Consider the following 21,534-nt stretch of genomic DNA (forward strand, 5'->3'; position numbering starts at 1 on the left):
AGCCCGTTTCCTTTCGGAATATCATTTTGCGCCCGATATCACTTTCAAAAAAATTTGAAAGGCGGGTCTGTTATGAATAATGAAAAGGATATGATCTTATCATCAGGGGCTTCTCAGAAGCCTGACTATAAGATAGAGATCACCAATATTATTATGGGGAATTTCTCCCCGAAAGCAATGAGGGAAAAGCTCAGCGACTATCACGAAAATGATATCGCCGAGGTTATGACAGAGATCAATACAGCCGACAGAAAAAGACTTTTCAGAGTGCTTGATACGGCTGAACTGTCAAATATCTTTGAGTATATCCCCGAAGATAAAGCGGGAATGTTCCTTGATGAAATGGATATCAGAAAAGCTGTGGAGGTCGTTTCATGTCTTGAAAGCGACAGCGCAGTAGATATCCTCCGTGAAATACCAAAGGAAAGGCGCATACAGCTTATTGATCTGCTGGACGCCGAGGCAAAGCATAAGATAGAGCTTATCGCATCATTTGACGAGGACGAGATAGGCAGCCGTATGACTGCGAACTTTATAGTCATAAAGAATAATATGACCATAAAGAATGCAATGAGCGAGCTTATTGCGCAGGCTAAGGATAATGATAATATATCCACTATCTTTGTGACGGATACAGACGACCTGTTTTACGGTGCGATAGATTTAAAGGACCTTATCATCGCACGTCAGGACGATTCTCTTGAGTCGCTGATAAGTACATCTTTCCCTTATGTGTACGGTACTGAAAATATAGATGAATGTATAGAAAAGTTGAAAGATTATTCTGAGGACAGCATTCCTGTGTTGGATAACAGCAATGCCATACTCGGCGTCATCACTTCTCAGAGCCTTGTGGAAGTTATTGACGATGAGATGGGCGACGACTATGCAAAGCTGGCAGGTCTTACCGCTGAAGAAGATCTTTCAGAACCGCTGAAAGACAGTATGAAAAAGCGTATGCCGTGGCTGCTTATCCTGCTAGTGCTGGGTATGCTCGTATCATCGGTAGTTGGAGCTTTTGAAAAAGTCGTGTCACAGCTGACTATCATAATGGCTTTCCAGTCGCTTATACTGGATATGTCGGGAAACGTTGGTACTCAGTCGCTGGCTGTTACCATACGAGTTCTGGCAGACGAAAACCTTACCGCTAAAAATAAAGTGCGGCTTGTGATAAAGGAAATGAAGATAGCGCTTTGCAACGGCGGCATACTTGGTTTGATCTCAGTGGTGTTTGTGGGATTGTACATTATGTTCTTCAAAGCGAAAACTGCCGGTGCAGCCTTTGCAATATCTTCCTGCATAGGTCTTTCACTGATGATAGCAATGATAATTTCAGGTGCAGTGGGTACGCTTATACCACTGTTTTTCAAGAAGATAAAGGTCGATCCTGCGGTAGCTTCAGGCCCGCTGATAACCACAATAAATGACCTTGTTGCAGTCGTGACCTATTATGGTATGAGCTGGATACTTCTGCTAAATGTTCTCAAGCTTGCATGATGAGTTTTATATAAGGCATAATAATGCCGTCCGTGTGTGATTTTCTCATAGCGGGCGGTATTTTTTACCTTTAATGCCTGTGTATTGTTAGTTTTCCACAAAAGGAAGAAGTTCAGTTTGTCCAAAAAATAGATTTGCAAATGCAAAAAGCTGTACTGTATTGACAAATATAATTGCGTGTGTTAAACTAATTATAGTGAAATTGATAAATAATATTTTTCAGATTATATATTGGAGTGTTACCATTCTTAATATGAATGGGCATAACCAACTTTATGCGGACGTTATTGGGTAGTCGTATTAAGGTTGGTTTTTTTGTTTATAGGGGGACTTTTTATGAAGATAATCAAGGTGATAAATAATAATACTGTCTGCGTTCTTGACGATAAGGGAAAAGAGCAGATAATCTCAGGAAAGGGAATAGGCTTCGGCAAAAAGTACGGCGACGCACCCGATACATCAAAAATTCAGAAAATGTATCTCGTCACCGACTCCGCACTCAGAAAAAGACTTATCGAGTGCCTTACGGAAATTCCTTACGAGCATATAAAGCTGACGGCTGATCTTGTGGATTATATCACATCTCACATAGACTCGCCGTTGAATGAATCGCTTATAATCACTCTTTCGGATCATATTTCCTTTGCAATACAGCGCAAGGAAAACGGAATGGAGTTTACAAACCCGCTTATGGACGCTATCCATGACTGCTTCCCGAAAGAGCTTGCACTTGGAAAGCATTGTGTTGAAGAGATTAATCAAAGGCTCGGCGTTCAGCTCAGCGATGATGAATCAGGCTTTATCGCAATGCATATAATAAATGCCCGTATGGGTACGGATATGGGACAGATACCCGATATCACAAAAATGGTCAACGGCTGTGCAGAGATAGCAGACGCATCATTTTCAGGCAGGATAGACAAGACGACCATAGCTTATGAACGTTTTCTTGTTCATCTGAAATTCCTTGCGAAAAGACTTTTCAGATCGCAGGAACTTCCGAATGTCCTCAGCCGTGATGAAGATCTGCTTATGCTTGTAAAAAGCAAATTCAAAAAGCCGTACAGATGCGCAAAGTCGATGCAGGATTATATTTTAAAGAATTATGCAAAGACTATATCAGAAGACGAAGTGCTGACACTTACACTTCATCTGAAAAAGATCAGCGGATAATTTTCGTATGTTGTGCCGTTAAAACGTTATGATTGGTACCTCAGTAATGTTTATGGCAAGCTATAAAAAATCAGGAGGATCAAAAATAATGAAAGACAAAATATTCGGCGTGCTTCAGCGTGTCGGCAGATCATTCATGCTGCCGATAGCCCTGCTGCCGGTGGCGGGACTTCTGCTTGGAATAGGAAGTTCCTTCACCAACGCAACGACAATCGAAACATATCATCTTGGAAAATTCATCTACGAGGGCGGTATACTCTATACCATACTCGACATCATGAGCAAAACGGGAAGCGCCGTTTTCGACAACCTTGCCCTGCTTTTCGCAATGGGCGTTGCCATTGGTATGGCGAAAAAGGAAAAGGAAGTTGCAGCCCTTTCCGGTGCGATAGCATTCATAGTTATGAATACAACTATCAGCGCACTTATTGCTGCAAAGGGCGGAGTTGAGGCAATGGCAGAAAACTCCACCACATCAGTACTCGGAATAACCACCCTGCAAATGGGAGTGTTCGGCGGTATTATCGTCGGCTTGGGCGTTGCCGCACTTCATAACAGGTTCTATAAAACAGAACTTCCGCAGGTGCTTTCATTCTTCGGCGGAACAAGATTTGTTCCGATCGTTTCGACGATCACATATCTTATCGTCGGTATAATAATGTTCTACCTCTGGCCTGTGGTACAGCTGGGTATTTCAAAGCTCGGTGTGCTTGTACTCAATTCAGGATATGCAGGAACATGGATCTACGGCATACTTGAACGTGCGCTCATTCCTTTCGGACTTCACCATGTTTTCTATATGCCTTTCTGGCAGACAGAACTTGGCGGATCTATGATCATCGACGGCAACGTTGTAACAGGCGCACAGAACATCTTCTTTGCAGAGCTTGCGTCTAAGTCAACAGAGGTTTTCTCAGTTTCAGCAACAAGATTTATGTCGGGCAAATTCCCATTTATGATTTTCGGACTTCCTGCCGCAGCATTTGCAATGTATAAGGCAGCTCGTCCTGAAAAGAAAAAGGTAGTAGGAAGCCTTCTGCTTTCAGCTGCTCTTACCTCAATGATAACAGGTATTACAGAACCACTTGAGTTCACTTTCCTCTTTGTTGCACCTTTGATGTACGGTGTTCACTGTGTCCTCGCAGGACTTTCATATATGCTTATGCATATCCTTAACGTTGGCGTCGGAATGACATTCTCAGGCGGCGCTATCGACCTTACGCTGTTCGGTATTCTTCAGGGCAACGAAAAGACCCATTGGATATGGATAGTTGTAGTAGGTCTTATCTACGCAGTAGTTTACTATTTCGTGTTCTATTTCATGATAACAAAAATGGATCTCAAAACGCCTGGACGTGAGCCTGATGATGTTGAGCCGAAACTTTACAGAAGAAGTGATGTAAACAAGGCAAAGGCTGAAAAGGCGGCAGGCGGAAAGTCTGAGGACGTTATAAGCGCCCTTATCCTTAAAGGTCTTGGCGGAAAAGCAAACCTTTCAGACGTTGACTGCTGTGCAACACGTCTGAGAATAACGGTCAAGGATTCATCAGCTGTTGACGACAGCCTGCTCAAAGCAAGCGGTGCGTCGGGAGTTATCCACAAAGGCAACGGCGTTCAGGTGATCTATGGTCCGCAGGTCTCTGTGGTAAAATCCAACCTTGAGGACTTTATCGACTCGCCTTATGCAGATGATCCCGACAGCGTTATCGGCGAATCACCGGCTGAAAAAGCTGAGGAAAAGGCTGAACAGAAGTCGGAAAAGCCGTCTGCGGATACAAAAGAAATAACTATATTCGCTCATATGAACGGCACAGCCGTAAAGCTGGAGGACGTTGAGGACGATGTTTTCTCACAGAAGATACTTGGCGAAGGACTTGCAGTCGAGCCGTCAGAAGGCAAGCTTTTTGCTCCGTGTGACGGAAAGATAGACGGAGTTTTTGATACAAAACACGCTGTAAATATGATCTCAGATGATGGAGCAGAAATACTGATGCATATAGGCATCGACACAGTTAAACTTGAGGGCAAATATTTCGAGGCTCATGTCACAGACGGTCAGACAGTAAAGAAAGGCGATCTGCTTATAACATTCGATATGGATAAGATCAGAGAGGCAGGCTATAAGCTCACCACACCGCTTATGATATGCAACACAGACGATTATGCATCAGTTGAACCGATCGCAGAGGGAAAGGTTTCAGCGGGAGATGTATTTGTAAAGATAAAGTGATAAAATAATTTAAAGGAGCGATTTTTAATGAAAACATTTGACTACACCATAACAGACGAAATTGGTATCCATGCAAGACCGGCAGGACTTCTTGCAAAGAAAGCAAAGGAGTTTGAAAGCACGATCACTATTGAAAAAAGCGGAAAATCCGTAAACCTTACAAAGCTTATGGCAGTAATGGGACTTGGCGTAAAGCACGGCGAAACAGTAAAGATCACTGCTGACGGCGCTGATGAGGATAAGGCTATCGAGAGCGTAAAGGCTTTCTTTGAAGAAAACCTCTGATAAATTGATACTCCGTTCAGCTCAGAGAATACCGCTCTGAGCTGCGGAGCATACATAGTACAATAAAAGGCTAAAAAACAGATTAAAAATTGAAAATTATAAATATTAAGGAGCTGATATTATGATGAAATTTACAGGAAAAGGTGTTTACAGTGCAGTTGCAATAGGAAAGATCTCTATCTTCAAAAAGCAGGAAACCACGATAAAGCGTGTCCGTACAGAGGACAGCGAGGCTGAAAAGAAGAGAGTTGCCGAGGCTAAGGAGGCAGCGTCAAATCAGCTTCAGGCTATATACGAAAAGGCACTTAAAGAGGTGGGCGAAACCAACGCTCAGATCTTTGAGATCCATATGATGATGCTGGAGGACGATGATTACAACGAGTCTATCGAAAACATTATCGAAAGCCAGAAAGTGAACGCAGAATATGCCGTTGCCGTAACAGCAGATAACTTTGCGGAAATGTTCTCTTCTATGGACGATCCTTATATGCAGGCTCGTGCCGCAGACGTAAAGGATATATCCAACAGAATAATCGCAAACCTTACAGGCACAGTGTCCGACGCTGCCTCAGCAGAGGATAAAATGATAGTCTGCGCAGACGATCTTGCGCCAAGCGAAACCGTTTCGCTCGATAAGGATAAGGTGCTTGCTTTTGTTACCGCTCATGGTTCATCAAATTCACATACCGCTATCCTTGCAAGAAATATGAATATCCCTGCCGTTATCGGTGTGGGCGAAAAGTTCCTTGAAGAGATAAATGACGGTGATGATGCCATCGTAGACGGATTTACAGGAGAGATATTTGTAAATCCAGACGCTGAAACTGTTGAAAAGCTTAAAGCAAAGCAGAAGTCAGACGAAGAGAAAAAGCGTCTGCTTCAGGAGTTAAAGGGTAAGGAAAACGTAACAAAGGACGGCACAAAGATAAATATTTTCGCAAATATCGGCAGTGTTGACAACATCGGCGCAGTTCTCTTGAACGATGCAGGCGGAATTGGTCTGTTCAGAAGTGAGTTCCTCTATCTTGAAAATACAGACTACCCGACAGAGGAGCAGCAGTTCCATGCATACAAGCGTGTTCTTGAAAGTATGGCAGGCAAAAAGGTCATCATCAGAACACTTGATATCGGCGCAGATAAGCAGGTAGACTATTTCAATATGAAGAAAGAGGAAAATCCTGCCCTCGGTTATCGTGCCATAAGAATATGCCTTACAAGACCTGAGATATTCAAAACACAGCTGAGAGCGCTTTTCAGAGCCTCTGTATACGGAAACCTCGGAATAATGTTCCCTATGATAACAAGCGTTTCTGAGGTGGAAAAGATACTTAAAGTATGCGACGAGGTCAAGGCAGAGCTTAAGGAGCAGGGAATAGACTATGCCGAAAGCACAGAGCTTGGCATTATGATCGAAACACCTGCCGCAGCCGTTATAAGCGACAGACTTGCTCCGCTGGTAGACTTCTTCAGCGTCGGTACAAACGATCTTACTCAGTATACTCTTGCCTGCGACAGACAGAACCCTGATATAGAGCAGTTCTGTGATACACATCATGAGGCTATCCTCAGACTTATTGAGATGTCAGCTGAAAACGCACATAAAAACGGTGCGTGGATCGGTATATGCGGTGAGCTTGCTGCGGATACAACTCTTACCGAAACATTCCTCAGAATGGGTATAGACGAGCTTTCCGTTTCCCCGACATTCGTTCTGAAAGTAAGGGACGCCGTAAGAAATATCGACCTTTCCAAATAATGCGTATCAGTTCTTTTATAAATTTTTAATCTGAAAAAAGTCCTTGCCGCCAAATAAGCGGTAAGGACTTTTGCCTTATATTTATTATCTTTTTATCTTTCTCTCGGAAAATAAAATCTTCCTGAAAGTTTCTGTGTTTTTACCTCATTGATAAAAGCCTGCGGGTCAACAGCTTTTACAGCGTGTATGACCTTTTTGGTCTGTGCAGCCGATACTACTGAGTATATGACATTACGCTCGCAGTGTTCGTAAGAACCTTCACCCTCAAGCACCGTTGCTCCGTGCTGTGATGCAGCGTAAATAGCCTTGCATATCTCATCAGGCTTGTTTGTAACGATAAAGAATGTGCTTTGCTGAAATTTCTTGTAAAGCATATGGATAACAGCTGTGGAAGCGTATTGAAAAATTATAGAGTAAAGCGCCTTGTCCCAGCCAAAAAGCAGACCTGCTGTGCATATGATCGCCGAGTTGAACCCAAGGATAATGTTGAAAGAATCCATGTTGCTTTTTTCGGAAAGATATATTGAAATAAAATCCGTTCCTCCCGAAGTCGCACCGCAGTTAAGGCAAAGGCTGATCGAAAGTCCGTTGATTATGCCGCCGAAAATGCTTATCAGCAGAACGTCCTCGGTGATGATGTGATCGGGGATAAGGTCGGTGAAAATACTGTTGAGCAGTATCATAAGGCAGGAATATGCAGTAAAGCGTTTGCCGATAAATCGAAAACCGATATAAACAGGGAAAGCGTTCAGCAGAATATTAACTATACTGAACGGCAGGCTTATCCCCGCAAGGTTTGCCGCAATACGCTGGATAAGGATAGTAAGTCCCGTTATACCGCCCGGATAAAGTCCGCCTGTGCTGACGAAAGTCTTGTTGTTTAGAGCCATAAGAAAAGCTGCCGATGTAACGGCAAGGATAGTAACGATATCTTTTTTCATTGTTGTCTTCATATGCATTCTCCTTTCATAAACAGCTTTTACACCATTATGATAACATATGCAGCGCAAAAAGTAAAGATTTTTCCTGCCCAATGCATAACTTTATTTTGCCGCCCCATAATACCATTATAAACTATTATCGGAGGTTTAACAATGAACGAGATGTTTTGTTTTCAATGTCAGCAGACAGCCCATAACACAGGCTGTGAGGGTAAAGTAGGTGTCTGCGGAAAGAAAGCTGATACAGCAAATTATCAGGACGAACTTATCGGTGCGCTTATAGGTATGGCGAGAGCGGCTAAGCAGGGCGATCCCGATGAAAAAACAGATGAACTTATGCTAAAAGGTCTTTTTACGACCATCACAAATGTAAATTTCAACAATGAAACCATAAAAAAGCTCAAAACGGAGATAGAAAAGGAAAAGGGCAGGATAAATTCTCAAAAGTTTGATGACTATGATATGAAAAATATCTGGGACGGAAAGGACGATATACGTTCGCTGAAATCCCTTATCCTTTTCGGAATAAAAGGTATGGCGGCTTACGCTTATCATTCACTTGCCCTTGGTAAAAAGGACAGCGAAGTAAACGGATTTTTCTATAAGGCACTCAGAGCCATTGCAGATGAGGACGACGCTGAAAAGCTTTTAGATCTGGTGCTTGAAACAGGAAAAGTGAACTTCAAATGTATGGCAATGCTTGATGCCGCAAACACAGACGCTTACGGCGATCCTGTTCCGACGGAAGTACCGCTGACTATTGAAAAAGGTCCGTTTATCGTGGTGAGCGGTCACGATCTTCATGATATGAAACTGCTGCTGGAGCAGACAAAGGATAAGGGCATAAATATCTATACCCATAGCGAAATGCTGCCTGCACACGGCTATCCTGAGCTGAAAAAATATCCTCATCTAAAAGGCAACTTTGGTACAGGCTGGCAAAATCAGCAGTCTGAATTTCACAATATCCCTGCGCCAATACTTTTCACTACAAACTGTATAATGCCCGTGCGCCAGAGCTACTGCGACAGAGTGTTCACCACATCGGTGGTATCGTATCCCGAACTTACCCATATCGGTGACGATAAGGACTTTACTCCGGTAATAAACAAGGCGATAGAGTGCGGCGGTTATGATGAGGACAAGGAAATGACAGGTATGAACGGCGGTCATACTGTAATAACCGGCTTTGCCCACAACGCTGTCCTTTCAAATGCAGAAAAGATAATCAGCCTTGTTAAAGAAGGGAAGATAAAGCATTTCTTCCTTGTGGGCGGCTGTGACGGAGCTTCACCAAGCAGAAGCTATTACACCGACTTTGCAAAGCTGACCCCTCCCGATACAGTTATTCTGACGCTTGCCTGCGGAAAATACCGCATAAACGACCTTGACTTAGGGGAGATAGACGGCATACCGAGAATACTCGACTGCGGTCAGTGTAATGACGCTTACAGCGCAATAAAGATCGCCCTTGCACTTGCGGACGCTTTTGAATGTGGCGTAAATGATCTTCCCATTACCCTTGTGCTTTCGTGGTATGAGCAGAAAGCCGTATGTATACTTCTTACCCTGCTTTATCTGGGCATAAAGAATATCTTCCTCGGACCAACTATCCCTGCTTTTGTTTCAAAAGGAGTTCTTGATGTTCTTGTGGAGAAATTCAATATCACACCGATCGACACACCTGAGAACGATATAAGAAAGATATTGTCATAAATCATCATAATGTTGTAAAACCGCTTGAAATCCGCAGGATTTTGTGATATACTAATGTAGCAGACCGCACAGCCGAAATGGTATGTGCGGAATGCTTTGTAATTTGTAATCAGATAATTGGAATGGTGTGGATTTTTTTGAATAACGAATCGATCAGTATTTCCGAGCTTGATAACCTCGACGGAAATGCCTGTGTGCTTATAGACATACGAAATGAGCTTGACTTTGAGTACGGTCATATAAACGGTGCTGTGAATATCCCTTATGAGAGTATAACAAATGAAAGCTTTTCATTTGAAAACTTTTCGTTTGAAAATTCTTCGATAGGAAAAGATAAAAAGCTTGTTATCTACTGCAAAAGCGGTATCATAAGCGACACTGCCGCAGAGATACTCAGGGAAAAAGGTTATGATGCAGTAAATCTTACTGAGGGATATTATGGCTGGCTCAGAGTTCAGATGCAGAATGAAAGCTTTTCTGAGGACTTTGCCAAAAAGGCTGAGGAGAGTATCCATGGTGAGTTTGAAAAGAGCATATGGCTGAAATTTCTTGAAGCCGTTGACAGATATAAGCTTGTAAGCAATGGGGATCATGTGGCTGTCTGCATTTCGGGCGGCAAGGATTCTATGCTTATGGCAAAGCTTTTTGGTGAACTTAAAAAATCGGGGAAATATGATTTTGAAGTCACATATCTTGTAATGGACCCAGGTTACAGTTCACAGAATAGAGAGATAATCGAAAAGAATGCAAAGCGTTTGGGAATACCTATAAAGGTGTTTGAAACCGATATTTTCGAGTCTGTTTATAACGTAAACAAAAATCCATGCTATCTCTGCGCAAGAATGAGAAGAGGATATCTGTATAAAAATGCACAGCTTGCAGGCTGCAATAAAATAGCTTTGGGACATCATTATGATGACGTTATCGAAACTATACTTATGAGTATGGTTTACAGCGGTCAGATCCGCACTATGATGCCGAAACTGCACAGCGAAAACTATGCGGGAATGGAGCTTATCCGTCCCCTCTATCTTATCCGTGAGGACGAGATAAAGCGTTGGAGAGATCATAACGATCTTCACTTTATCGCCTGTGCCTGCCGTTTCACAGATACCTGTACCACCTGCAATCCTACGGGAACAGGTTCAAAGCGTGTGGAAATAAAAAATCTTATCAGAGAGCTTACCGAGAAAGATCCGCAGGTCGAGGACAACATTTTCAGAAGTATAGAGAACGTCAACCTTGACAGAGTTATCGAGTATCAGGATAACGGAAGTCACTGCGGCTTTGATGATGCGCAGGACGAGTTTTAAATATTATACAGCAAAAAAAGATCCGCATATGCGGACCTTTTTTTATTTTCTAAGATATTTTTTCTGCGTCATAACGAAAAATATTATTGCGTAAACAACAAGACCTGAGATTATCACAGCTATCGTTACTTTAAAAACGCTAGAGTGGAAATATGATCTTACGACCTTTGATTTAGCTTTCGTTTCCGATCTTGCGACCTTTGTGGTCGATACAAGATCTATTGTCGTAAGGACTTCGCCTTTGTATACAAGCTTCATCTCGCCGAGAACATCTCCGACTTCGACAGGGGCAACAATGTTGTCCTTTACCGTTATGACCTGCTCGACCTCGCTTATGTCAATATTCATCGGCCACATCTGTGAATAGCCGTTAGCGGGTTTGAGGTTTGCATAGTCCAGTCCCTTTCCGTAAGCCACATCAACATCTCTTACCTCACTGCTGTCATTGATAAAATCAGTTGATACGAGCATGGAGAATGCCCATTCGTAAAGGCTTATGTGGTCGAGGATATTGTAATAGACAACATCTCCGCCGTATATTGAATCGGGATCCTCCTCACCTTTTTTTACGTCCTCTTCAAGCTTATCCATAGGCGCACCCATTGTAACGATAAGATATGTAGTTCCGTCATAGGTCGCATATGACGCAAGGCATCTTCCTGCCGAGTCAAGCGAACCTGTCTTTATGCCCTTGCAGTATGAATAGTAGTAGTCAGTATAGCTGTTGAGCATAAGATTTGTATTTATAATAGTAGTTCCGTCCGGATGATAATCGGTAGAACTCATTTCATAGCTCGGCATTGCTACGATATCTCTGAACACAGAGGATTTTTCAACAGCATATTTGCAGAGCGTTGCAATATCCTTGCAGCTTGAATAGTTCTGTGAAGTGAAAAGTCCGTGAGCGTTTGAGAAATGAGAATTTTTCATGCCCAGCTCCTCAGCTTTTTTGTTCATAAGGTCGCAGAAGTCTGTAAGTGAGTCCGAAATATTCAGAGCGATTATGTTAGCCGCTTCACAGGCAGACGGTATCATCAGCGCCGCAAGAAGATCGTAATATGATACCTTTTCGCCCTGCTGTATATCCGCCGTTGACGCACCTGTGTCATACAGCTCGTCAAAAGCCTCAGAGCCTGCGGAAACGTAGGTGTTTTTCAGCGTTTCCTCGTCCGTTCCTATCTCGTCCAGCATTACCACAGCTGTCATGATCTTTGTCAGCGACGCAGGAGCACGTTCCTCCTCGCCGTTTATATCCAGTATGGTTTCGCCTGTGTCCATATTTATCATATATGCGCTTTCGGAATACAATTCAAGTTCCTGAAGATTTCCGTCATCATCATAATAAGTCGGCGTAAAGTTGAATGCCCCTGCTGTAAGCGGCAGCACAGAGGTTATCATCAGCGCAGATGCGAGTATCATCACCGCACAGCGCATAAGTTTTGATTTCTTTTTCATTAACAAGTGATCCTTTCGGGATAAATAAAGTTACATTAATATTATATAAAATTATTTATGATTTGTAAAGTGCAACTTTAAATTTTTAAATGCCGATTTAAAAATTTTACGGTTTCAGAATGTCGGATACTCTGTAAATAATAGCGTTGCCTTCCTTTCCGCATCGCTCAACAGATCTTGTAAAGGTCATCACATTAAGCGCAGTCTGTGCGGCGGTCCTGCTTATTTTGCAGGCTTTTGCAAACTGTGCGGAGGAAAATTCATCAGGCAGGTCTTTCGGGATAAGCTCTGCATAATCTTCGCTCGAATGAAGATATATCTCATCAAGAATATTTACAGGAACATAATCACAGCGTGATGAACCTTTCTTTTTGTTTTCCGACCAGCCGTTCAGATATCTTATCTCGTCCGCCTCCAGTATGCATAGGCATATGTGCAGTTTAGGCTCATTAAGCAGATATTTTATCTTGTAAAGCTCCGCTATGCCGTTAAAAGCATTTGGCTTTTTCGGCGACTTCCGCCTGTCGGTAAGCTCGCCCGTTTCCTCGTCGAGCCATCGCAGATATTTCAAGCCTATCATCGGGTACACTACCGTCACATCGCAGACTTTCAGAAAGGTTTCAAGCTTTTTTCGCAGTTTGCCAAGATTAGCGGTCTGTATCTCGATTATGCCGTTTTCACCGACTATGTCCGCAACATATCCGCCTATTCTGACTTCATGGCTGTCCTCAAAGGGTTCAAAATATTCTTTCAGTACAGCATGGAGCGTTTTTTCGCTCAGTGTGCCTATGCCGTTCCTTGCCCTAGGATTATCCATTATCTTTCGGCAAGCCTGCTGAAACCTTATCTGATCCATAATAGGCTGTCCTTTCATAAATAAAGGCGGTCAATAAATAAAGACCGCCCGTTATTCGTATTTTGTGTATATCAGGTAATGCTGTCTGCTGTGATCTTATCCCAGCTGTCGCAGTATGTTACCTTCATCTTGTCAATGACATCGTTGTATACTTCCTGTATAGCAGGCTGATCGTAGCTGTATATCATTGTTTCAAGATTTTCATTTACATAGTCCATATCGACTTTAAGTCTTTTGATAATGAAATAGCCGTATGTTGTGTTCTCTACGACCTTGTCGCAGACCTGATTTTCTTTCAGCTTGAATACAGCGTCTACAAGCTCCTCAGGATATCCGCTTGTGTTGTCCTTTTCAAAGTAATATCCGTTTGTGGTATCTTCAAGACCAACGTCCCAGCCGTATTCCTCGACCAGTTTTTCAAAATCATCGCCGTTCTTTGCCTTTTCAAGAACTTCGTCAGCTACCTTCTTAGCCTTTTCCTTTGCAGCAGCCTGACCGTCCTCGTCAAGAGCAGAGTATGCGCTCTGCTTTGCGCTTGCCTTCTGAGAAAGCGTCATGCTGTCAAAGCTGTCAGCTGTGCTGTCGTCAAGGTCTACCTGTGAATAATAAGGTATCATAACGTGTATCTCACGGCAGTACTGATCTGTGTCCTTTACGATCTTAAGGAAATCATCTTTCTTTGTGGCATACTTACCGTCATTCTTAAAGAGTGTGTCAACTACCTTTGAGTAGATCTGCGCTCTTTCAAGCATTGTGTAGTATACGTCCTCAGTAAGATAACCCTGCTTAAGGTCATTCTGATAAGCTTCTTCGCTCTCATAATTTGACTTTACGTTTTCAAGCTGTGAGTCGATTGTCTTTTTATCGTCATCATCAAGTTCGATGTCGTTGTCCTGTGCAAGCTTCTGAGTAACAAGCTCCTGCTTTATGCAGAGTATAACATCGTCCATGAACTGCTTGAAAGTGTCCTCGTTTTCCTTGAGGCTGTCAGCAGTTATTCCGTAATTTGTTGTGTAAGAATTAAGTGTGTAGTAATAGTAGAATCTGAATTCATCAAATGTGATGTCGATACCGTCTATTGTACACATAACATAATCCGCTGTGTCTATCTTTTCGCCGCCTACTGTAAATGAAGGATCAGGCACTTCAGTTTTCTCTGCGGTACTGTTGTCAGGACCTGCAGCCTCCGAGCTTACTGCGGAAACGTCCGATTCGCTTGATGAGCTGTCCTTTTTAGATGAACAGCCTGCAAAAGAGCAGACCGTCAGAGTCAGAGCCAGAACGACAGCTGAGATTTTCTTTATCATCGTTTTATATTTCCTTTCCTATTCAAGTTTAAACGTAATTTATATTATAAAACATATATGTGATGATTAGGTGTAACAAATTATAAATTTTATGTGAATTAAAGATTAACGCATATAGCGAAACGGTATTAGTCTTGTTGACAAAATCTGTGCAGGGTAGTATAATAATTGTGTATCTATTCAACTATAAAACAGAGAGGTTTTGATTATGGATTTTGGCAAATATATAGCCCATAGAGGACTTCACAATTCGGATATCCCCGAAAATTCCATGCCTGCTTTTAAAAGAGCGGCTGAACTCGGTTTTACTGTGGAGCTTGATGTAAGGCTTACAAAAGACTGCAAAATGGTGGCCTTTCATGACGATGATCTTATGAGAGCCTGCGGCGCAGAGGGTAAGATATCTGACTATACCTATGAACAGCTCAGTGCGTTCACACTTTTCGGCAGCAGTGAAAAGATACCGCTCTTCAAGGACGTTCTTAAAGAGATAAACGGCAGAGTGCCTGTCCTTATCGAGCTTAAACGATGCGCCCCATGGGGAAGTCTTGAAAAGCGTGTCAGCAGGATACTTGAAAGCTATGTCGGCGACTACGCTGTTCAGAGCTTTGATCCGTTTTCAATGCTTTGGTTCAGACTTTTTTCTCCCGAAACAAAGAGGGGACAGCTTATCTCCGAACACAGGTCGGCATTTGACTGCGAATATGTTATGCGTAAGATATGCGCAAGACCATTTATATGGAAATTGCTCTCTCAGCCTGATTTCATTGCCTGCGACCTTCGTTCGGTTTCAATGGAGGCTCTCTTTGCCGCTTTGGATATGAACGCAGATTTTATTACATGGACGGCTAAGAACGATGAGCTTATGGAGCTTGCAGAGCAGTTCTCAAAGACCGTTATTTTCGAGAACTATGACGGATCGTCCCATGATTTTTCAGATAATCATAATAATGACTCTGACGAGAAAGAGGTAAAAGAATAAGTAATGAAGCTTTCTGCCCCGAATATCTCACAGTATCTTGCTGATTGCAAAAATAATGAGGACTTTTTCAGAACCGTCCGCCGTGCAGAGGAAAAGGACGCTGCCATAAAGGCTGTGCATTTTAAAGATATTTTCGCCGAAAGCGAAGATATCTGCTACGGTTCTTTTGAGGGCTGTGTTTTTGAGAACTGCCGCTTTATAGGCTGTGATTTTGAAAATACGTCCTTTACTGACGTGAGATTTATCCGCTGCGACTTCTCCAACAGCAGAATGGACAGCGCATATTTTAATCGTTGTGAAATAACCTCTTCAAAGCTTGTGGGAACAAATTTTAACAGAGCCACACTTAAAAATCTCAGAGTAAAAGCCTCCTCGCTTATGTATGGAGTCATAAGCGACAGCAGCTTTTCTCAGGCTGTATTCGACGAATGTGATTTTACCTGTGCGGAGATAGTAAAAAGCTCCCTCAGAGCCTTTGAGGTCAGAAACTGCCGTTTTGTTGAAACCAACTTTTTTACCACTTCGCTGGCAGGCATAGATTTTTCCGACAGCATACTTACAGGTATCCGTGTTTCGGAGAATTTCAGAGAACTGAAAAATGCAGCAGTTTCACCTGCGCAGGCGGCGGAACTTGCCGCCCTGTTGGGTGTAATAATCAAATGACGGAGAATTTACAATATTTGCGTTAAAACACTCTTGCAAATATTTCAGATTTGTGATAGAATATACATTGAGTTTCATTGCGCTGTGAAAAGCGTTCAAGGCAACATCGGACAGCGGTTGTGCGGTGCTGCCTAAAAGTATAGATAGAATGGAAGAAAAAAACAATGAAAGTAGTTATTATAGGCTGCGGAAAAGTCGGTTACAGCATTTCTGAAAGCCTGACAAACGAAGGACATGACGTTACGGTCATAGACCGCAATTCAAATGCTCTGAAAAAAATACAGGATTCTCTTGACGTAATGTGCATAGAGGGTGACGGTGCGGATGTTGAGGTCCAGCTTGAAGCCAATGTTAATAAGGCAGGACTTCTTATAGCTACCACTCCGTATGATGAGCTTAACATACTCTGCTGCCTGCTGGCAAAGCGTCTTGGAGCAAGCAAGACTATCTCCAGAGTGAGAAACCCCGTTTATTTCAAGCAGATGGATCTTATAAAGGACGAGCTTAGGCTATCCATGGTAATAAATCCTGAGCTTATTACAGCTGACGAGATATTCAGAGTGCTGATATTCCCGTCTGCCGCAAAGCTTGAAGTGTTCGCAAAAGGACGTGTAGAGCTTGTGGAGCATAGACTGTCGGATAATTCCGTCCTTGCGGGAATGAGCCTTGCTGAGATATACAAGCGTTATAAGACAAAATTTCTTATCTGCGCCGTTCAGCGTGATTCAAGGATATTTATACCGAGCGGTGATTTTATCCTCCATGAGGGTGATAAGATAAACGTTGCGGCATCCCATAATAACCTTGAGGGATTTTTCAGAACCATAGGTTCGCTGAAAGACAAGATCAAGACGGTCATGATCGTCGGCGGCGGAAAAAGTTGCCACTATCTTGTGCGCCAGCTGCTTGGTGTGGGCATGAGAGTAAAGATAATAGAAAATAACTTTGAGAAGTGCCGTGAGCTTGCGGAAACTTTCCCGAAAGCAACTATTATCCATGGCGACGGAACGGATCAGGAGCTGCTCAATGAAGAGGGCATCTCGGATATGGACGCATTCGTTTCCATGACAGGCATTGATGAAGAGAATATCATTATGTCGCTGTATGTGAAGAATAACTCCAATGCAAAGGTAATAACAAAGATAAACCGTGACAGCTACTGCGACCTTGCCGCACAGATGGGACTTGAATGTATCGCTTCACCGAAATACCTTACTGCAAGCGGCATACTTAGCTATGTAAGATCACTGAAAAATACAGCAGGCTGTAATATCGAGGCTCTGTATCACGTTGTCGGAAATAAGGCTGAGGCTATCGAGTTCAAGATCAACAGCCGTATAGAAGGTCTTGTTGACGTGCCGCTGAAGGACGTAAGGCTGAAGAAGAATATACTTATCTGCGGCATACTCAGAAAGCGTGATGTGATAATCCCTAACGGTGACGACTGTATCTCGCTGGGGGATTCGGTAATAGTTATTTCCAAGGATTATCATTTCTCGGATATAGAAGATATATTGGAATAATGAGGTATAATAGCTATGAATAAATCTATCGTATTTCATTTTCTGTCAAAGACAATGCTGTTCGGCTCGGTGCTTTTTCTGCTGCCCTGTCTGGTGAGCGTTATCTATCATGAATATGACAGTGCCCGTGCCTTTTTCATTGTGGCGCTTATCATTGCCATAATCTCAACACCGCTGGCGATACTGAAACCAAAGAACAAGCAGATGTATGCCAGAGAGGGACTTGTGATAGTTGCCCTGCTGTGGGTGATATATCCTATCGCAGGTGCGCTGCCGTTTTACATAAGCGGAGAGATACCGCATTTTGTGGACGCAGTTTTCGAGAGCATTTCGGGATTTACCACAACGGGTTCGACGATCCTCCAAGATGTTGAGGCGCTTTCAAAGGGAATGTTGTTCTGGCGAAGTTTCACCCACTGGGTAGGCGGTATGGGAGTTCTCGTGCTTGCCATTGCCATAATGCCATCGTCAAATGATTCAATGTATCTTATGAGGGCGGAATGTGCAGGACCTCAGGTCGGAAAGATAGTGCCTAAGGGCAAAAAGTCTGCAATGTATCTTTATATAATCTATGCCGGACTTACCGTTCTTACATTTATCCTTCTGTGCGCAGGTGGAATGCCTGTGTTCGACAGCATATGCCACGCTATGGGTACAGCAGGAACAGGCGGTTTCGGCATAAAGAACAACGGTGTTGCATTCTATAACTCAGCCTATATTGACGGAGTTATAACAGTTATGATGGCTCTTTTCGGAGTAAATTTCAGCCTTTTCTATTTTGCGATAGCAAGAAGATTTAAGGATATATGGAAAAATACCGAGCTTAAAGTTTATGTGGCAATAATCGCTGCCGCAACAGGACTTATAATGCTCAATATCTATCCGCTTTATGGTTCTGTTTCAAAGTGTTTCAGATATGCGGTATTTCAGGTGTCCTCAATAATGACCTCAACAGGTTTCGGCACAGCGGACTATACAAAGTGGCCTGAGTTTTCTCAAATGCTGCTTATCATTCTGATGTTTGTGGGAGCTTGTGCAGGTTCAACAGGCGGCGGACTTAAAGTCCAGCGAATAATCATCGCTTTCAAGAGCGGAATAAAGTCAGTTCGTCAGACTCTCAGACCTAAGTCTGTGAACGTTCTTAAATCTGACGATAAGACAATGGATACCGCAACAGTGCATGGCGTTCAGACTTACCTGATAATCTATCTGGGATTTTTCCTTGCGTCATTGTTGCTCATCTCACTTAATAATGCAGATTTCGCCACAACATTTTCTTCTGTGACCACCTGTATAAACAATATCGGTCCTGGTCTGAGCAGGGTAGGACCTGCGGAGAATTTCTCATTTTTCTCTGATTTTTCAAAAATCGTTCTTTCCATTGATATGCTCCTCGGCAGACTTGAATGTTTCCCTGTGATAATTCTTTTAGCGCCGACGGTATGGAGAAAGAAATTCTGATAAAAATAAGATCCTGAGTAGAAATATCATCTTCTCAGGATCTTTACTTTTATAAAGGCAGTACTGCACAAGATACGCCTTTGTTATTTGCTTTTGTCTTTTTCAATAAGCAGCTGTATCGCTCTCACTGCACATTTGATGCCTCTTGTGGAATCGTCTGTAATGATATCGTCAAGTCCACGCTTTGAACGTTCTGCGTTCCAAAGAGCAGTAAGCACACCGCCGCATCTTGCGTGTCTGACTATGCCTACTGAAAATACAGCAGAGCACTCCATTTCTGAGGTAAGGCAGCCGCATTTAAGATAGCTGTCCCAGCGCTTTATAATGTCCTCTGATACAGCCGAGTTCTCAGGCTCGACCTCACCGTAAAAGCTGTCCTTTGAATGTATTACTCCAACGTGATAACGCTTGCCGTTTTCGTCCTGTGAAAGCTCTGCGGCAGCCTGAGAAAGAGCGGTAACTACTTCAAAATCAGCCACAGCAGGGTAGTTCTCAGGGAGATATTCGTGGGAAGTTCCCTCACTTCTTATTGCCGCTGACGCAACGATAAGGTCGCCGCCCCATACTTTAAGGTCGATCCCTCCGCTTGTTCCTATCCTTATAAAAGTGTCAGCACCGCATTTGATAAGCTCTTCAACTGCGATCGCAGCGGAAGGGCCGCCTATTCCCGTTGAGCATACAGTTACCTTTTCGCCGTTAAGGTATCCTGTGTAAACATTGTATTCTCTGTTCTGCGCCACCTGTACAGCATCATCAAGATACTCTGCGATCTTAGGTACTCTGCCTGGGTCGCCTGGAAGTATGACATATCTGCCTACCTCTTCGGGCATAGTTCTGATGTGAAACTGTCTTTCTCCGTTCATTATTGTAGCCATAATATCCCTCCGTTACTGCATTGGTTTGTTTGAATAGTCCTCATAATATTGTTCAACAGGAGCGCTCTTTGCCTTTCGTATGGAAGTTACTGCTACTGCGATCATAATAACTGATACCAGTACGAATACCCCTCCCAATATTCCGAAAACAAGCCTTAATATAAACATAGTATTGTCGGACTTGCAGAAAAATTCTGTCGGATCATTGGGATTATAATTAAGCTCTACCTGCTGACCTACTCTGAAACTGCATGGATTTGAGTATGTATCGTTGCCTGCGGTTATCCACTCACCATTCACAGTATACATAAAAACAGGGGAGTATACTGTCGTAGTATGTGAATGACCGTCAGAATCCTTTGTTGTGGAAAGCTTGCTCTTTATTTCCACAACAACCGCTGTGGTTTCTTCTGAACAGCGTTCGTTCTTTTTCATTTCATTTATCGTAAAAGCTACCGACATTCCCAGAAAAACCATACCGACAAATAAGAAAACCAGAACAACAAGAAAAGCTGTTCCATTTCCACCTGAAACGTTTATACGCTTGACTACTCTCATAAATTACCCCACTATCTGTATATTCGTAAATATCCATTTCACTATGATGCGAAATGGATATTTTTATAACGTCTATTTTTTATTTCTTTGTTTTTCTATTACTCTATTTCTCGATCTTCATAGATATGTCGAATGCCTTAACTGAATGTGTGAGCGCACCGAGTGAGATTATATCCACACCTGTTTCAGCAATATCTCTGATAGTTTCAGCTGTAACATTTCCCGACGCTTCCAGCAGCGCTCTGCCGTTTGTTATCTTTACAGCCTCAGCCATATCAGCGTTTGACATATTGTCCAGCATGATTATCTCAACGCCAAGCTCCAGCGCTTCATTAAGCTGTTCAAGGTTTGAGACTTCAACTTCGATCTTTACTGTGTGTCCCATTCTTTCACGAAGAGCCTTTACAGCGCCTGTCATACTGCCGTAAGCGTCAAGATGAGTATCTTTGAGCATTGCGCAGTCTGAAAGATTGTATCTGTGGTTTCTTCCGCCGCCTACTGTAACAGCATATTTCTGTATAACTCTGAGTCCTGGGAGAGTTTTTCTTGTATCAGCGATAGATGCCTTTGTACCCTTAACAAGTTCAACGCATTTGTTGGTTGCTGTGGCAATGCCCGACATATGCTGAACAAGGTTGAGGGCAGTTCTTTCGCCTTTGAGCAGCGCTCTTGTAGAGCCTGTTATCTTTGCGATGATATCGCCCTTTTGTACCTTTTCTCCGTCATGGATAAGTATTTCAGTCTTTACGTTTTCGTCAAGGAGCTGGAAAACTCTCATTGCAACATCTATTCCGCAGAGAATACCCTCGTCCTTTGCAACATATTTTGCGGTGGAAACAGCGTCCTCGTCAACAAGATAATCTGTTGTAACGTCAACATAGTTTATATCCTCCAGCAAAGCTGCCTTGATTATGTCATCTATCTGAAACTGCATCAATCTCAT

At 42.9% G+C, this 21,534-nt stretch carries 18 protein-coding genes; 11 read left to right on the forward strand and 7 right to left on the reverse strand.

Features of this window, described 5'->3' with window-relative positions; genetic code table 11:
* Positions 1 to 72: 72 nt before the first annotated feature.
* The 5 genes from mgtE (at position 73) to ptsP (ending at position 6,941) form a co-directional block, all read left to right on the forward strand.
* Positions 73 to 1,497, forward strand: coding sequence for a magnesium transporter (mgtE, locus tag Q0E19_RS08140; RefSeq protein WP_294408727.1), 1,425 nt, complete (start codon positions 73 to 75; stop codon positions 1,495 to 1,497).
* Between the two features lie 336 nt (positions 1,498 to 1,833).
* Positions 1,834 to 2,670, forward strand: coding sequence for a PRD domain-containing protein (locus Q0E19_RS08145; protein WP_294408729.1), 837 nt, complete (start codon positions 1,834 to 1,836; stop codon positions 2,668 to 2,670).
* 88 nt (positions 2,671 to 2,758) lie between these two features.
* The gene (locus Q0E19_RS08150) at positions 2,759 to 4,900 is read left to right on the forward strand and encodes a PTS transporter subunit IIABC (RefSeq protein WP_294408733.1); all 2,142 of its coding nucleotides are present in this window, start codon (positions 2,759 to 2,761) and stop codon (positions 4,898 to 4,900) included.
* A gap of 27 nt (positions 4,901 to 4,927) precedes the next feature.
* The gene (locus Q0E19_RS08155; protein ID WP_294408736.1) at positions 4,928 to 5,185 is read left to right on the forward strand and encodes an HPr family phosphocarrier protein; all 258 of its coding nucleotides are present in this window, start codon (positions 4,928 to 4,930) and stop codon (positions 5,183 to 5,185) included.
* A 121-nt stretch (positions 5,186 to 5,306) separates the two neighbouring features.
* Positions 5,307 to 6,941, forward strand: coding sequence for a phosphoenolpyruvate--protein phosphotransferase (ptsP, locus tag Q0E19_RS08160; RefSeq protein ID WP_294408739.1), 1,635 nt, complete (start codon positions 5,307 to 5,309; stop codon positions 6,939 to 6,941).
* Positions 6,942 to 7,033: 92 nt separating this feature from the next.
* Here the strand turns inward: ptsP and Q0E19_RS08165 are convergent, their stop codons facing one another.
* On the reverse strand, positions 7,034 to 7,894 hold the full coding sequence (locus Q0E19_RS08165) for a YitT family protein (protein WP_294408741.1): 861 nt from the start codon (positions 7,892 to 7,894) through the stop codon (positions 7,034 to 7,036).
* Positions 7,895 to 8,035: 141 nt separating this feature from the next.
* Between Q0E19_RS08165 and hcp the strand changes: the two genes are divergently transcribed.
* Together hcp and Q0E19_RS08175 are read left to right on the forward strand one after the other, a co-directional pair.
* Positions 8,036 to 9,598, forward strand: coding sequence for a hydroxylamine reductase (hcp, locus tag Q0E19_RS08170; RefSeq protein WP_294408743.1), 1,563 nt, complete (start codon positions 8,036 to 8,038; stop codon positions 9,596 to 9,598).
* 137 nt (positions 9,599 to 9,735) lie between these two features.
* A complete protein-coding gene (locus tag Q0E19_RS08175) occupies positions 9,736 to 10,911 on the forward strand; it encodes an ATP-binding protein (protein WP_365904859.1) in 1,176 nt (391 codons plus the stop codon).
* 42 nt (positions 10,912 to 10,953) lie between these two features.
* Here Q0E19_RS08175 and Q0E19_RS08180 read toward each other — a convergent pair whose 3' ends face one another.
* The 3 genes from Q0E19_RS08180 to Q0E19_RS08190 form a co-directional block, all read right to left on the reverse strand.
* The gene (locus Q0E19_RS08180) at positions 10,954 to 12,366 is read right to left on the reverse strand and encodes a serine hydrolase (RefSeq protein WP_294408745.1); all 1,413 of its coding nucleotides are present in this window, start codon (positions 12,364 to 12,366) and stop codon (positions 10,954 to 10,956) included.
* Between the two features lie 106 nt (positions 12,367 to 12,472).
* A complete protein-coding gene (locus tag Q0E19_RS08185) occupies positions 12,473 to 13,222 on the reverse strand; it encodes a hypothetical protein (protein ID WP_294408747.1) in 750 nt (249 codons plus the stop codon).
* A 71-nt stretch (positions 13,223 to 13,293) separates the two neighbouring features.
* Complete coding sequence (locus tag Q0E19_RS08190; protein WP_294408749.1) at positions 13,294 to 14,529, reverse strand: peptidylprolyl isomerase; 1,236 nt, start codon at positions 14,527 to 14,529, stop codon at positions 13,294 to 13,296.
* A 208-nt stretch (positions 14,530 to 14,737) separates the two neighbouring features.
* Here Q0E19_RS08190 and Q0E19_RS08195 point away from each other — a divergent pair, with 208 nt between their 5' ends.
* The 4 genes from Q0E19_RS08195 (at position 14,738) to Q0E19_RS08210 (ending at position 19,158) form a co-directional block, all read left to right on the forward strand.
* Positions 14,738 to 15,511, forward strand: coding sequence for a glycerophosphodiester phosphodiesterase family protein (locus tag Q0E19_RS08195; RefSeq protein WP_294408751.1), 774 nt, complete (start codon positions 14,738 to 14,740; stop codon positions 15,509 to 15,511).
* A 3-nt stretch (positions 15,512 to 15,514) separates the two neighbouring features.
* Positions 15,515 to 16,174, forward strand: a complete 660-nt coding sequence (locus Q0E19_RS08200; protein ID WP_294408753.1) for a pentapeptide repeat-containing protein — start codon at positions 15,515 to 15,517, stop codon at positions 16,172 to 16,174.
* Positions 16,175 to 16,317: 143 nt separating this feature from the next.
* A complete protein-coding gene (gene trkA / locus Q0E19_RS08205) occupies positions 16,318 to 17,697 on the forward strand; it encodes a Trk system potassium transporter TrkA (RefSeq protein WP_294408858.1) in 1,380 nt (459 codons plus the stop codon).
* Positions 17,698 to 17,712: 15 nt separating this feature from the next.
* Positions 17,713 to 19,158 (forward strand): TrkH family potassium uptake protein, encoded by a 1,446-nt coding sequence (locus tag Q0E19_RS08210; protein ID WP_294408755.1) that lies wholly within the window; start codon positions 17,713 to 17,715, stop codon positions 19,156 to 19,158.
* An 83-nt stretch (positions 19,159 to 19,241) separates the two neighbouring features.
* On the opposite strand, the gene Q0E19_RS08215 is transcribed toward Q0E19_RS08210, so the two are convergent.
* The 3 genes from Q0E19_RS08215 to nadC form a co-directional block, all read right to left on the reverse strand.
* The gene (locus Q0E19_RS08215) at positions 19,242 to 20,033 is read right to left on the reverse strand and encodes a nucleoside phosphorylase (protein WP_294408758.1); all 792 of its coding nucleotides are present in this window, start codon (positions 20,031 to 20,033) and stop codon (positions 19,242 to 19,244) included.
* A gap of 12 nt (positions 20,034 to 20,045) precedes the next feature.
* Positions 20,046 to 20,591, reverse strand: coding sequence for a DUF3592 domain-containing protein (locus tag Q0E19_RS08220; protein ID WP_294408761.1), 546 nt, complete (start codon positions 20,589 to 20,591; stop codon positions 20,046 to 20,048).
* A 103-nt stretch (positions 20,592 to 20,694) separates the two neighbouring features.
* A complete protein-coding gene (gene nadC, locus Q0E19_RS08225; RefSeq protein WP_294408763.1) occupies positions 20,695 to 21,534 on the reverse strand; it encodes a carboxylating nicotinate-nucleotide diphosphorylase in 840 nt (279 codons plus the stop codon).

It is taken from the genome of uncultured Ruminococcus sp. (genome assembly GCF_934476685.1).
GTDB lineage: Bacteria > Bacillota > Clostridia > Oscillospirales > Ruminococcaceae > Hominimerdicola.

Bases quoted from the DNA above. Each gene is read 5' to 3' on its own strand.
- mgtE (WP_294408727.1), top strand. From the start codon at position 73: ATGAATAATGAAAAGGATATGATCTTATCATCAGGGGCTTCTCAGAAG.
- Q0E19_RS08145 (WP_294408729.1), top strand. From the start codon at position 1,834: ATGAAGATAATCAAGGTGATAAATAATAATACTGTCTGCGTTCTTGAC.
- Q0E19_RS08150 (WP_294408733.1), top strand. From the start codon at position 2,759: ATGAAAGACAAAATATTCGGCGTGCTTCAGCGTGTCGGCAGATCATTC.
- Q0E19_RS08155 (WP_294408736.1), top strand. From the start codon at position 4,928: ATGAAAACATTTGACTACACCATAACAGACGAAATTGGTATCCATGCA.
- ptsP (WP_294408739.1), top strand. From the start codon at position 5,307: ATGATGAAATTTACAGGAAAAGGTGTTTACAGTGCAGTTGCAATAGGA.
- Q0E19_RS08165 (WP_294408741.1), bottom strand. From the start codon at position 7,894: ATGAAGACAACAATGAAAAAAGATATCGTTACTATCCTTGCCGTTACA.
- hcp (WP_294408743.1), top strand. From the start codon at position 8,036: ATGAACGAGATGTTTTGTTTTCAATGTCAGCAGACAGCCCATAACACA.
- Q0E19_RS08180 (WP_294408745.1), bottom strand. From the start codon at position 12,366: ATGAAAAAGAAATCAAAACTTATGCGCTGTGCGGTGATGATACTCGCA.
- Q0E19_RS08185 (WP_294408747.1), bottom strand. From the start codon at position 13,222: ATGGATCAGATAAGGTTTCAGCAGGCTTGCCGAAAGATAATGGATAAT.
- Q0E19_RS08190 (WP_294408749.1), bottom strand. From the start codon at position 14,529: ATGATAAAGAAAATCTCAGCTGTCGTTCTGGCTCTGACTCTGACGGTC.
- Q0E19_RS08195 (WP_294408751.1), top strand. From the start codon at position 14,738: ATGGATTTTGGCAAATATATAGCCCATAGAGGACTTCACAATTCGGAT.
- Q0E19_RS08200 (WP_294408753.1), top strand. From the start codon at position 15,515: ATGAAGCTTTCTGCCCCGAATATCTCACAGTATCTTGCTGATTGCAAA.
- Q0E19_RS08210 (WP_294408755.1), top strand. From the start codon at position 17,713: ATGAATAAATCTATCGTATTTCATTTTCTGTCAAAGACAATGCTGTTC.
- Q0E19_RS08215 (WP_294408758.1), bottom strand. From the start codon at position 20,033: ATGGCTACAATAATGAACGGAGAAAGACAGTTTCACATCAGAACTATG.
- Q0E19_RS08220 (WP_294408761.1), bottom strand. From the start codon at position 20,591: ATGAGAGTAGTCAAGCGTATAAACGTTTCAGGTGGAAATGGAACAGCT.
- nadC (WP_294408763.1), bottom strand. From the start codon at position 21,534: ATGAGATTGATGCAGTTTCAGATAGATGACATAATCAAGGCAGCTTTG.